This window comes from Streptomyces sp. BA2, assembly GCF_009769735.1.
GTDB lineage: Bacteria > Actinomycetota > Actinomycetes > Streptomycetales > Streptomycetaceae > Streptomyces.
Window position 1 is genome coordinate 3,347,124 of the sequence record NZ_WSRO01000002.1, and the last position, 11,373, is coordinate 3,358,496.

Genomic DNA, 11,373 nt, shown 5'->3' on the forward strand with positions numbered 1-11,373 from the left:
AGGCGCGGCGCTACTCCCGTGGGAGTACGGAGGCGGGCGCTCCGGGGGGCGTCAGAAGTGCGTCGTGCGTGCCGCCACCATCAGCCGCGTCACCTCGTCCGCGCCGATGGTCAGGGCGCCGCCGGCGGTGGCGAGCACTTCGCGCTCGGCGGGGGTGTACGGGCCGTCGGCGAGGGCGATCCGCGCGCCCTGGAGCAGCAGCGCCTCGCGTCCGGCGGGGGCGAGGTGCGGGGCCAGCGGGCCGAGCGCCTCGTGGAGTTCTATGGCCAGGCCGGGCCCGCAGTCCGGGACGGTCGCGCGGCCGGTGTCGGCGGCGAGGGCGTCGACGAGCGCGACGAGCTGTTCCTCGCGGCAGTCGTCGAACCCGGCGCCGCGCAGCGCGGCGACGGCCGCGTCGAGCGTGGAGCGCGACGAGGTGCCGCCGGCGGCGAGGATGGCGAGGACGATGGTGTGCACGGCGTCGCGCACCATGGCCGAGAGCCGTGTGGTCGTGGGATGGCCGAGAACGTCCGTACCGAAGTGGTCACCGCAGGCGGCGCACTCGACGATGGGGCCCGCGGTGCCGCGCGGCAGGACGGGGACGCCGAGCAGGACGAAGCGGCGACGGCCGGTGCGGCGACGGTAGTTGCGGTCACCGCCGCAGCCGGGGCAGAAGAACTCGCCGTCCCCGACGGTGGACCAGGCCGTGTGCACGCCGATCAGGCGCCTGCGCAGGACCCGCCCACGCGAAACGGGCGTGGCGATGATGCGGGATTCCCGGCCGTTCCGTCCCCGATCTGGCAGCACCACGCACCTCCGTAACGCCCCGGCAACATTGCCGCGTTGGGCGTGATGTTAGCCACATTGTTGATGTGACGTCAGCACCTTGTACGAGAGATGGCCGGTACCGCACCCTGATCGGCCCCCGAGGAAAACCTCGGGGGCCGATGGGGTGGTGTGTCAGCGTGGTGTGTCAGCTGTTGTGTCAGCGAGCCGCGCGGTTCACCGCGGAGACCGCGGCCTTGAGCGACGCACGCGTCGTGTTCGCGTCGATGCCGATGCCCCACAGGACCTTGTCGCCGATGGCGCACTCGATGTACGACGCGGCCTGCGCGGAGGCTCCTTCGCTCATCGTGTGCTCCTGGTAGTCCAGGAGGCGTACGTCGATGCCGATGCCCTGCAGCGCGTTGAAGAAGGCCGAGATCGGACCGTTGCCGGTGCCGGTCAGGACGGTGTCGGCGCCGTCGACCGTCGCCTCGACGGTGAGGGTGTCCGTGCCGTCCTTGTCCGTGGTGGTCTGGCCGTTCTTGACCTGGATGCGGCCCCACGGGTTGGCGGGGTTGGGCAGGTACTCGTCCTGGAAGATGCCCCAGATCGCGTCCGGTGTGACCTCGCCGCCCTCGGTGTCGGTCTTCGTCTGGATGATCTTGGAGAACTCGACCTGCATGCGGCGCGGCAGGTCCAGCTTGTGGTCGTTCTGCAGGACGTAGGCGATGCCGCCCTTGCCGGACTGCGAGTTGACGCGGATGACGGCCTCGTACGAGCGGCCGACGTCCTTGGGGTCGATGGGCAGGTACGGGACGGCCCACTCGATGTCGTCGACTGTCTTGCCCTGCTGCTCGGCCCGGACGCCCATCGCCTCGAAGCCCTTCTTGATGGCGTCCTGGTGGGAGCCGGAGAAGGCGGTGTAGACGAGGTCGCCCGCGTACGGGTGGCGGGGGTGGATCTCCATCTGGTTGCAGTACTCGGCGGTGCGGCGGATCTCGTCGATGTCGGAGAAGTCGATCTGCGGGTCCACGCCCTGCGAGAAGAGGTTCATGCCCAGGGTGACCAGGTCGACGTTGCCGGTGCGCTCGCCCTGCCCGAACAGGCAGCCCTCGATGCGGTCGGCGCCGGCCATGATGGCCAGTTCGGCGGCGGCGACGGCGGTGCCGCGGTCGTTGTGCGGGTGGACGGACAGGCAGACGTGTTCGCGCCGGGTCAGGTTGCGCGACATCCACTCGAAGCGGTCCGCGTGGGTGGAGGGCGTCGAACGCTCCACCGTGGCGGGCAGGTTGAGGATGATCTCGCGGCCCTCTTCGGGCTGCCACACGTCACAGACGGCCTCGCAGACCTCCAGGGCGAAGTCCAGCTCGGTGTCCGTGAAGATCTCGGGGCTGTACTGGTAGCCGAAAATCGTCTCGGGGCCCAGCAGCTTCTCGGCGTACTCCATGACCAGGCGCGTGCCGTCGACGGCGATCTGCTTGACCGCGTCCTTCGAGCCACGGAAGACGACCTCGCGCCAGACGGGCGCGGTCGCGTTGTACAGGTGGACGGTGGCGCGCTTGGCACCGACCAGGGACTCGACGGTGCGGGAGATCAGCTCTTCGCGGGCCTGGGTCAGGACGGAGATCGTGACGTCGTCCGGGATCGCGCCGTCCTCGATGATCGACCGTACGAAATCGAAGTCGGTCTGGCCCGAGGAGGGGAAGCCGACCTCGATCTCCTTGTAGCCCATGCGAACCAGCAGGTCGAACATCTCGCGCTTGCGGGCCGGGGACATCGGGTCGATCAGCGCTTGGTTGCCGTCACGCAGGTCCGTGGAGAGCCAGCGGGGAGCGACCGTGATGCGGTTGTCCGGCCACGTACGGTCGCGGATGTCGACCTGGTCGTACTGGCCGTACTTATGGACCGGCATGGAAGTGGCGCGCTGCAGATTGGGCTTGATCGCCATGATGCGGGGGCTCCTCGGGAGTGTCCTTAAGGACGGCCGACGGTCGCTTCGCGAGCAACACCGAACTCCGCGGGGAGGGGGTCGGCCTCGACTACAGGCCCTCGCCGCGGCAGCTAAGGAGAAGCAGCCCGTAACGCATGATGCTCCGCAGCCTAGCCGAGCCGCGCTGTGTGCGCGGGTGCGTATCAGTATGCGGGATCGCCATCAGGTAACGGGTAAGAGGTGATCAATACCTCTATTTCACTAATCATGGTTGCAGGTAGTGACAGCGGCATGACCCAGTGCCACATTGCACGCCATGGCCACCAACCCAGGCTTCGAGCCTGTCTTCTGCACCATCATTCCGCCCCACGTGCTCGACACTCTGGCCCAGAGTGACGACGCCACGCTCGCAGGGCCCGCCCGCCGCACCCTGGAACGGGACTCCATCGAGCGCACCCACCGCCGGCTGACCACGGTCATCGGCGCCCCGTCCGTCTCGCTGCCCAAGGAAGCCGCGGAGAGCAAGCCGCACCGCACGATCTACGACGCGAAGCACAAGACCGAGCTGCCGGGCCGCAAGGTCCGCGGCGAGGGCGACAAGCCCGGCAAGGACGCGACCGTCAACCGCGCGTACGCGGGCCTCGGCGCGACGTTCGAGCTGTTCCTGAAGTCGTACCAGCGCAACTCCATCGACGGCAGCGGCCTGCCGATGAACGCGACGGTCCACTACGGCGAGAAGTACGGGAACGCATTCTGGAACGGCGAGCAGATGGTGTTCGGCGACGGTGACGGCGAGATCTTCCTCGACTTCACCATCCCGGTGGACGTCATCGGCCACGAGCTGACGCACGGCGTCGTCCAGTACACGGCGAACCTCACGTACTTCGGCCAGCCGGGCGCCCTGAACGAGTCGTTCGCCGACGTCTTCGGCTCGCTGATCAAGCAGTACACGCTCGGCCAGACCGTCTCCGAGGCCGACTGGCTGATCGGCGCCGGGCTGCTCGCCCCGCGCGTGACGGGCAAGGCGCTGCGCTCCATGAAGGCGCCCGGCACGGCGTACGACGACGATGTGCTCGGCAAGGACCCGCAGCCCGCCGACATGGACCATTACGTCCGCACGGGCCGCGACAACGGCGGCGTGCACATCAACTCCGGCATCCCCAACCACGCCTTCTACCTGCTCGCCGAGGCGCTCGGCGGCAGCGCGTGGGAGCGGGCGGGTCAGATCTGGTACGCCGTCCTGACCGGCGGCGAGCTGGCGCAGGACGCGTGCTTCGCGGACTTCGCGAAGCTGACGGTGGCCGCGGCGCGCGACAAGTACGGGGAGGGCGAGGAGCACGGAGCCGTCGTCAAGGCGTGGTCCCAGGTCGGCGTGCCGACCAACTGACCTACCAACCGGCCTCCCCATGGAGTAGACAGGTTCCATGCGTATCCAGGTGAAGCGCACGGGAGGATTCGCGGGCATCGAGCGGCACGCCGAGGTCGACACCTCTGGTCTGCCCGATGCCCCCGAGTGGCAGGCCCTGGCCCAAGAGGCCATGGCCGAGGGCCGGAGCACGCCGCCGATAGGGGTGCCTGACGGCTTCAGCTATCAGCTCACCGTGGACGGCCACACGGTGTACTGCTCGGATCCACGCCTGACGGATTCGCAGCGGAGGCTGATCACGCGTGTTCTCAAGGAGGGCTCGTAAAAGGAGGGCTCGTAAAAACCTGAGCGGTGTTCACGTTTTCTGAGGCACGCCCATTGACTTCCGTACGCAGCCGTACGGAAGATCGCGCCCATGGCAGCGAGCGATGCGACCCCTGCGCGCGAACCACTACCTCAGTTCCCCCGCGAATTCCTGTGGGGGGTGTCCACATCGGCTCACCAGATCGAGGGCGCCGTCGACGAACGCGGCCCCTCGGTCTGGGACGCGTTCACCGCCGTGCCGGGCAGAGTGAAGGACGGCACGGACGCCGCCGTCGCCTGCGACCACTACCACCGCTACCGCGAAGACGTCGCGCTCATCCGGGAGTTGGGGGTGGGTGCCTACCGCTTCTCGGTGTCGTGGCCGCGCGTCCTGCCGGGCGGGGCGGGCGAGGTGAGCACCAAGGGCCTGGACTTCTACGACCGTCTTGTCGACGAGCTGTGCGCGGCGGGCGTGGGCCCCGTCCCGACGCTCTTCCACTGGGACACCCCTCTCGCGCTCGCCGATGAGGGCGGCTGGCTGCGGCGGGACACGGCCGAGCGTTTCGCCGAGTACGCGGCCGTGGTGGCCGCCCGCATCGGAGACCGGGCCAAGAAGTGGATCACCCTCAACGAACCCGCCGAACACACCCTCCTCGGTCACGCGCTCGGCCAGCACGCGCCCGGCGAGCAGCTCATGTTCGACGCACTGCCGGTGGCGCACCACCAGCTCCTCGCCCATGGCCTCGCGGTACGGGCGCTGCGCGCGGCGGGCGTCACGGACATCGGCATCGCCAACTCGCACGGCCCCACCTGGCCCGCGTCACCCTCGGCCGAGGACACGGAGGCGGCGGACTTCTACGACGTGCTCCTCAACCGCCTGTTCGCGGACCCGCTCATCCTCGGCCGATATCCGGACGGCATCGGGGAGTTGATGCCGGGTGGCGACATCGAGGCGGACCTGAAGGTCATCGCCGAGCCGGTCGACTGGTACGGGATCAACTTCTACCAGCCGACGAAGGTGGGCGCCCCGCTCCCCGCCTCCACGGAGTTCTCGGGTCTGACACTGCCGCCGGAACTACCCTTCTCGCCCCGGGAGTTGCAGGGTCACCCCGTGACGGACTTCGGCTGGCCGGTGGTCCCGGAGTCGCTCACCGAGCTCCTCACCGGCTTCCGCGACCGGTACGGCGACCGCCTGCCGCCGCTGGTGATCACCGAGAACGGCTGCTCGTACGAGGGAATCGACGACCAGCGGAGGATCGACTACCTGGACGGCCATCTCCGCGCGCTGCACCGGGCGTTGGAGGAGGGCGTGGACGTACGCGGCTACTTCGTCTGGTCCCTGATGGACAACTTCGAGTGGGCGGAGGGCTACCGGCAGCGCTTCGGTCTCGTGCACGTCGACTACTCCACCCTGGAGCGCACTCCGAAGGCGTCGTACGCATGGCTGCGTGAGGCGCTGCGGGCGCAACGGGCATGAGAGAAGGCCAGGTTGAGGCGCTGCGGGAGCCGACCGAACGGGTCGGGCGGAGCTGGACGACCGCGCTCTCGCTCGCCAACGGGGCGATCTGGGTGGGCTGGTACGGCCCGCTGCAGATCCTGCTCGCCCTCCAGGCGGAGGACCTCGCGCCGGCCGGTACGTCGAAGGAGACGGTCCTCGCGTGGGTGGCGGGCGCGGGGGCCGTGGTGTCCCTCGCGTCGAACCCGCTCTTCGGCGCGCTTTCGGACCGGACGGTTTCGCGCTTCGGGCGGCGCACGCCGTGGATCGTGGCGGGCACGGCGGGCGGCGCGGCGGCGCTCCTGCTGCTTTCGGCCGCCGGGTCCGTGTGGTGGATGGCGGCGGGCTGGTGCCTGGTCCAGCTCACGCTGAACGCCGCGTTCGCAGCGGTCACGGCGGCCGTGCCCGACCGGGTGCCGCGGCTCCAGCGGGGCGCGGTGGGCGGCTGGCTCGGGGCGGCGCAGCTCCTGGGTGTGGTGGTGGGGACGGGCCTGGCGACGGTGGCCGGGGGTGTGGGCGCGGGGTACGCGGCGTGCGCGGTGTTCACGCTGGCGGGGGTTCTGCCGTACGTCCTGCGCCACCGGGACCTGCGCCTCGCGCCGCGGGACAGGCCGCCGTTCGCGTGGCGGTCGTTCGCCGCGGCCTTCTGGCTGAGCCCGCGCCGCTACCCGGACCTGGGATGGGCCTGGCTGACCCGCTTCCTGATCAACCTCAGCAACGCCCTGGTCCTGCTCTATCTCCTCTACTACCTGCGGGACCGCCTGGACTACTCCGACCCGGACGAGGGCGTCCTGATCCTCACGGCGGTGAACGGCCTGACGCTGCTCGCGACGGTTGTCGTCGGCGGCGTCTGGTCGGACCGCGTGGGCCGCCGCAAGCCGTTCGTGCTCTGGTCCGGCGTCCTGATGGCGGTGGCGACGGCCCTGCTGTCCGGCTGGCAGACATGGCCGGGGGCGATCGTCGCGGCGGCGGTGCTCGGCGTCGGCTTCGGCGTCTTCACGTCGGTGGACTTCGCGCTGATGACGGACGTACTGCCGAAGGCGATGGACCGCGGCAAGGACATGGGCGTCATCAACATCGCCAACTCACTCCCACAGGTAGCAGCCCCCGCCCTGGCGGCCCCGATCGTGACGCACTTGGGCGGCTACCGGGTGCTGTATCTGGTGGCGGCTGTGATCGGGTTGGCGGGGGCGCTGCTGGTATGCCGGATCAAGGGCGTCGAGTGAGACGGGTTGAGCCCGTCCGGCGATTGAGGACGAACTCGGCGGAGCCGGTGATCTGCCGAGCCACGTACACCCCGCTCAAAAGCCAAGCTTGCGCAACTGCTTGGGGTCGCGCTGCCAGTCCTTGGCGACCTTGACGTGCAGGTCCAGGAAGACGGGGGTCCCGAGGAGTGCCTCGATCTGCTGGCGGGACTTGATCCCGACCTCCTTGAGGCGCTTGCCCTTCGGGCCGATGATGATGCCCTTCTGGCTGGGGCGCTCGATGTAGACGTTCGCGTGGATGTCGAGCATCGGCTTGTCCGCGGGGCGGTCCTTGCGCGGCAGCATCTCCTCCACCACGACGGCGATGGAGTGCGGCAGCTCGTCCCGCACGCCCTCAAGGGCGGCCTCACGGATCAGCTCGGCGACCATGACCTGCTCGGGCTCGTCCGTGAGGTCGCCCTCGGGGTAGAGCGGCGGGCTCTCCGGGAGCATCGGGACGATCAGGTCCGCGAGCAGCTTGACCTGCTTGTCGCCGACCGCCGACACCGGCACGATCTGCGCCCACTCGAAGCCGAGCTCCTTGCCGAGCTGGTCGATGGCGATGAGCTGCTCGGCGAGCGTCTTGCTGTCGACGAGGTCGGTCTTCGTCACGACCGCGATCTTCGGCGTCTTCTTGATGGTGGCCAGTTCCTTGGCGATGAACCGGTCGCCGGGGCCGAGCTTCTCGTTCGCGGGCAGACAGAACCCGATGACGTCGACCTCGGCCCACGTCGTGCGCACGACGTCGTTGAGCCGCTCGCCGAGCAGCGTGCGCGGCTTGTGGAGCCCGGGGGTGTCCACCAGGATCAGCTGGGCGTCCGGCCGGTGCACGATGCCGCGCACCGTGTGCCGCGTGGTCTGCGGCTGGTTCGCGGTGATCGCCACCTTCTGGCCGACCAGAGCATTCGTAAGGGTGGACTTGCCCGCATTGGGGCGGCCCACGAAGCAGGCGAAGCCGGCGCGGTGGGGGGCCGCGGACGGCTCGGATGACTCGGTACGAACGCTCATGGCGCCCATTCTCCCTGATCGCCGGAGGGCCGCAGTACCGCCGAGGCGCCGTTGAGGCTCGGATGCGGCATCGGTGAGCTTGCGGAAACCCCCGCGCAACACGAAACACGGCGGAAACGCCCGGGTGCCCGTCCCGAAACGCGGGACGGTGACGCTCTCCCTCTGCCCCCACCCGGAGGAGAGATTCCCCGTGCAGTCCCTGACCACCACCTTGGCCGCGGCCAAGGGACCCGACACCGGCGACACGGCCTGGCTGCTCGCGGCCACCGCCCTCGTCCTGCTGATGACGCCGGGCCTCGCCCTCTTCTACGGCGGCATGGTCCGCACGAAGAGCGTCCTCAACATGCTCTTGATGTCCTTCGTCTCGATCGCCCTGGTCACGGTGGTGTGGCTGCTCGCCGGCTACTCGCTCGCGTTCGGCGAGGACGCGTTCGCGGGCCTGATCGGCGGCGTCGACCACTTCGGGATGGCGGGCATCGGCCCGCAGACCCTCACCGGCACGGTCCCGACCCTCCTCTTCACCACCTTCCAGCTCACTTTCGCGATCCTCACCACGGCGCTGATCAGCGGCGCGATCGCGGACCGCGCGAAGTTCGCGGCCTGGCTGGTCTTCGTGCCGGTCTGGGCACTGCTCGTATACGTTCCCGTGGCGCACTGGGTCTGGGGCCCGGACGGCTGGATCTCCTCGTCCCTCGGCGCGCTGGACTTCGCGGGCGGCCTGGTCGTCGAGATCGCGTCGGGCGCGTCGGGCCTCGCCCTGTGCCTGGTACTCGGCCCGCGGCTCGGCTTCAAGAAGGACGCGATGCGTCCGCACAACCTGCCGATGGTCCTGATGGGCGCGGGCCTGCTCTGGTTCGGCTGGCTCGGCTTCAACGGCGGCTCGGCCCTCGGCGCGAACGGCCTCGCGGCGGCCTCCCTCCTGAACACGCTCCTCGCCGGCTGCACGGGCCTGCTGGGCTGGCTCTTCGTGGAGCAGAAGCGCGACGGCCACCCCACCACCTTCGGCGCCGCTTCGGGCGCGGTGGCGGGCCTGGTGGCGATCACGCCGTCGTGCGGGGTGGTCGGCATCCTGGGGGCCGCGGTGGTCGGCCTCGCGGCGGGCGTGGTCTGCTCGTACGCCGTGGCGTGGAAGTTCCGCTTCGACTACGACGACTCGCTTGACGTCGTGGGCGTCCACCTGGTCGGCGGCGTGGTCGGCACGCTCCTGATCGGCCTGTTCGCGACGGCCACGATGACGGACGGCGCGGAGGGGCTCTTCTACGGGGGCGGGCTCGCCCAGTTGGGCAAGCAGACGGTGGCGGTGCTCGCGGTGGCGGCGTACACGTTCCTGGTGACGTACGGCATCGGCAAGGCGATCGACAAGGCGATGGGCTTTCGCGCGACCGCCGATGACGAGCTGACGGGCCTCGACCAGACGCACCACGCGGAGACCGCCTACGATCACGGCGTCCTGGTCAGCCCGATGAAGGGGAGCACCGTCGCATGAAGCTCGTTACCGCGGTCATCAAGCCGTTCCGCCTGGACGAGGTGAAGACCGCGCTCCAGGAACTGGGCGTACAGGGCCTCACGGTCACCGAGGCGAGCGGGTACGGGCGCCAGCGGGGGCACACGGAGGTGTACCGGGGTGCGGAGTACCAGGTGGACCTGGTCCCGAAGGTGCGGGTGGAGGTCGTCGTCGAGGACCCCGACCTCGACCCGGTCATCGACGCGATCGTACGCGCGGCGGCAACGGGCAAGATCGGCGACGGCAAGGTCTGGGCGGTCCCGGTGGAGACGGTGGTGCGGGTACGGACGGGTGAGCGGGGCCCGGACGCGGTGTGACCCCTGGGGCTATGCCCCAGACCCCGCTCCTCGAACGCCGGAGGGCTGGATTTCCAGCCCGTCCGGCGTTTGAGGACGAACTCGGCGGAGCCGGTGATGACGGCAACCAAGGCTCCCGCGCCAGAGCGGGTTTTCGGGAAGGGGCGGGGTTGGGGAAAGTTCAGTTCGCCTGGACCCGCACCCGGACCTCCCCATCAGGCCCCGCAAGGAAAACCGGCGTCCCGGGCCCGCCAAGATCCGCCACAGCGGCAAGGTCCTCCGAGGACAGCGCCTCCTCGGCCGAAACGACTGCCGCCGCCTCCAAAGACTCCGCCCCAGAAGCAACCGCCATGGCGACGGCAGTCCGAAGCGCGGAGAGCTGAAGGGAGGCAAGCGCGACGGTCCCGGCGACATACGTCCGCCCCGTCTCGTCCCGCACAGCGGCCCCCTCAGGCACCCCGTTCCGCGCCCGCGCCGAACGAGCCAGCGTAACGATCTTCCGGTCCTCAGCGTCAAGCGCAGCACTCTCGGTCATGAACCGAGCATACGGAGGACCGCGGACAGGGCCTTAACCGGCCACCGGGTACATCGACCCCCGCCGCCCCTCGGGCGACGCGAGCCACTCCAGTTTCGCCGCGGTCTCCGCCTCCGGAAGCGGCGTGTGCAGCACGATCGTCAGGTCGGGCCGCGCCGGCACCCGCAACGCCGTCGACTCCACGTGCAACGCCCCCACCAGCGGATGCGTCAGCTCCTTGTGGACCTGCCCCGCGGGCCGCACGTCCCGCCGCTCCCAGAGCTCGGTGAACTCCTCGCCCGCCGATTCCCGCAGCTCGGCGAGGACCGCCTGGAACCCCTCGTCGTCCGGGGTCTCCGAGCACGACGCGCGGAACTGCGCGACCACGTTCTCCGCGTTCGTCCGCCAACTCACGCTCCGGGAGCGGTAGATGGGGTCCGTGAAGAAGTCCACGATGCAGTTCTGGGTGATCTCGGGGCGCATCCCGAAGACCATCCCTGCCGCGTCGTTGTACATGACGCAGTTGTAGTAGCGGTCCATGATGTGCGCCGGGTACGGCATCCACGTGTCGATCAGGCGCTGCATCCCCTCGCACATGTCCCGGTCGGCCTGCTCGACCTCGGGGGCGGGCGGATTGAGACCGGCAAGGACGTACAAGTGCCGCCGCTCCGCGCTCGACAGCTTCAGGACGCGCCCCACGGAGTCAAGGACCTGCGGCGACACCGAGATGTCGCGGCCCTGCTCAAGCCACTGGTACCAGGACGCGCCGACCCCGGCGAGCACGGCGACCTCCTCGCGGCGAAGACCCGGCGTACGCCGCCGCGCCCCGCCGTCCGGAAGGCCAGCCTCCGCGGGGCTGACCCGGGCGCGGCGGCTCATCAGGAACTCGCGCAGTTCGCCGAGTCGCCGTGCCTTGGCCTCGTCCCGGGACCGCACCGCCGCCGCCTCGTTCGTCCCCGTCATGCGCAG

The 11,373-nt window shown here is 69.8% G+C and carries 11 protein-coding genes; 6 read left to right on the top strand and 5 right to left on the bottom strand.

Features of this window, described 5'->3' with window-relative positions; translation table 11 throughout:
* Nucleotides 1-51: 51 nt before the first annotated feature.
* A complete protein-coding gene (locus tag E5671_RS17790; protein WP_160504952.1) occupies nucleotides 52-786 on the bottom strand; it encodes a TerB family tellurite resistance protein in 735 nt (244 codons plus the stop codon).
* A gap of 178 nt (nucleotides 787-964) precedes the next feature.
* A complete protein-coding gene (gene leuA, locus E5671_RS17795; protein ID WP_160504953.1) occupies nucleotides 965-2,692 on the bottom strand; it encodes a 2-isopropylmalate synthase in 1,728 nt (575 codons plus the stop codon).
* A gap of 298 nt (nucleotides 2,693-2,990) precedes the next feature.
* Here leuA and E5671_RS17805 point away from each other — a divergent pair, with 298 nt between their 5' ends.
* The 4 genes from E5671_RS17805 to E5671_RS17820 all read left to right on the top strand — a co-directional run bounded on the left by E5671_RS17805 (nucleotide 2,991) and on the right by E5671_RS17820 (nucleotide 7,064).
* On the top strand, nucleotides 2,991-4,061 hold the full coding sequence (locus tag E5671_RS17805; RefSeq protein WP_160504954.1) for a M4 family metallopeptidase: 1,071 nt from the start codon (nucleotides 2,991-2,993) through the stop codon (nucleotides 4,059-4,061).
* 37 nt (nucleotides 4,062-4,098) lie between these two features.
* Entirely contained in the window at nucleotides 4,099-4,365 is a 267-nt protein-coding gene (locus E5671_RS17810; protein ID WP_160504955.1) for a protealysin inhibitor emfourin, read from the top strand.
* A 90-nt stretch (nucleotides 4,366-4,455) separates the two neighbouring features.
* Nucleotides 4,456-5,820 carry a GH1 family beta-glucosidase gene (locus tag E5671_RS17815; RefSeq protein WP_160504956.1) on the top strand — a complete coding sequence of 455 codons (1,365 nt, stop codon included), beginning with the start codon at nucleotides 4,456-4,458 and terminating at the stop codon, nucleotides 5,818-5,820.
* Nucleotides 5,817-7,064, top strand: coding sequence for an MFS transporter (locus E5671_RS17820; protein WP_160504957.1), 1,248 nt, complete (start codon nucleotides 5,817-5,819; stop codon nucleotides 7,062-7,064). Before E5671_RS17815 ends, E5671_RS17820 begins: the two co-directional genes overlap by 4 nt.
* 75 nt (nucleotides 7,065-7,139) lie before the next feature.
* Here the strand turns inward: E5671_RS17820 and era are convergent, their stop codons facing one another.
* Nucleotides 7,140-8,090, bottom strand: a complete 951-nt coding sequence (gene era, locus E5671_RS17825; protein WP_160504958.1) for a GTPase Era — start codon at nucleotides 8,088-8,090, stop codon at nucleotides 7,140-7,142.
* A 199-nt stretch (nucleotides 8,091-8,289) separates the two neighbouring features.
* Here era and E5671_RS17830 point away from each other — a divergent pair, with 199 nt between their 5' ends.
* A complete protein-coding gene (locus tag E5671_RS17830) occupies nucleotides 8,290-9,576 on the top strand; it encodes an ammonium transporter (protein ID WP_160510258.1) in 1,287 nt (428 codons plus the stop codon).
* Nucleotides 9,573-9,911, top strand: coding sequence for a P-II family nitrogen regulator (locus tag E5671_RS17835; RefSeq protein WP_160504959.1), 339 nt, complete (start codon nucleotides 9,573-9,575; stop codon nucleotides 9,909-9,911). Before E5671_RS17830 ends, E5671_RS17835 begins: the two co-directional genes overlap by 4 nt.
* A gap of 160 nt (nucleotides 9,912-10,071) precedes the next feature.
* On the opposite strand, the gene E5671_RS17840 is transcribed toward E5671_RS17835, so the two are convergent.
* Both E5671_RS17840 and E5671_RS17845 read right to left on the bottom strand, forming a co-directional pair.
* Nucleotides 10,072-10,425: a cytidine deaminase gene (locus E5671_RS17840; protein WP_160504960.1), complete on the bottom strand. Its 354-nt coding sequence runs from the start codon at nucleotides 10,423-10,425 to the stop codon at nucleotides 10,072-10,074.
* A gap of 33 nt (nucleotides 10,426-10,458) precedes the next feature.
* Nucleotides 10,459-11,367 carry a helix-turn-helix transcriptional regulator gene (locus E5671_RS17845; RefSeq protein ID WP_160504961.1) on the bottom strand — a complete coding sequence of 303 codons (909 nt, stop codon included), beginning with the start codon at nucleotides 11,365-11,367 and terminating at the stop codon, nucleotides 10,459-10,461.
* Nucleotides 11,368-11,373 lie beyond the last annotated feature (6 nt).

Excerpts from the sequence above, each read along its gene's own strand:
- leuA (WP_160504953.1), bottom strand. The coding sequence starts at position 2,692 with ATGGCGATCAAGCCCAATCTGCAGCGCGCCACTTCCATGCCGGTCCAT.
- E5671_RS17805 (WP_160504954.1), top strand. The coding sequence starts at position 2,991 with ATGGCCACCAACCCAGGCTTCGAGCCTGTCTTCTGCACCATCATTCCG.
- E5671_RS17810 (WP_160504955.1), top strand. The coding sequence starts at position 4,099 with ATGCGTATCCAGGTGAAGCGCACGGGAGGATTCGCGGGCATCGAGCGG.
- E5671_RS17815 (WP_160504956.1), top strand. The coding sequence starts at position 4,456 with ATGGCAGCGAGCGATGCGACCCCTGCGCGCGAACCACTACCTCAGTTC.
- E5671_RS17820 (WP_160504957.1), top strand. The coding sequence starts at position 5,817 with ATGAGAGAAGGCCAGGTTGAGGCGCTGCGGGAGCCGACCGAACGGGTC.
- era (WP_160504958.1), bottom strand. The coding sequence starts at position 8,090 with ATGAGCGTTCGTACCGAGTCATCCGAGCCGTCCGCGGCCCCCCACCGC.
- E5671_RS17835 (WP_160504959.1), top strand. The coding sequence starts at position 9,573 with ATGAAGCTCGTTACCGCGGTCATCAAGCCGTTCCGCCTGGACGAGGTG.
- E5671_RS17840 (WP_160504960.1), bottom strand. The coding sequence starts at position 10,425 with ATGACCGAGAGTGCTGCGCTTGACGCTGAGGACCGGAAGATCGTTACG.
- E5671_RS17845 (WP_160504961.1), bottom strand. The coding sequence starts at position 11,367 with ATGACGGGGACGAACGAGGCGGCGGCGGTGCGGTCCCGGGACGAGGCC.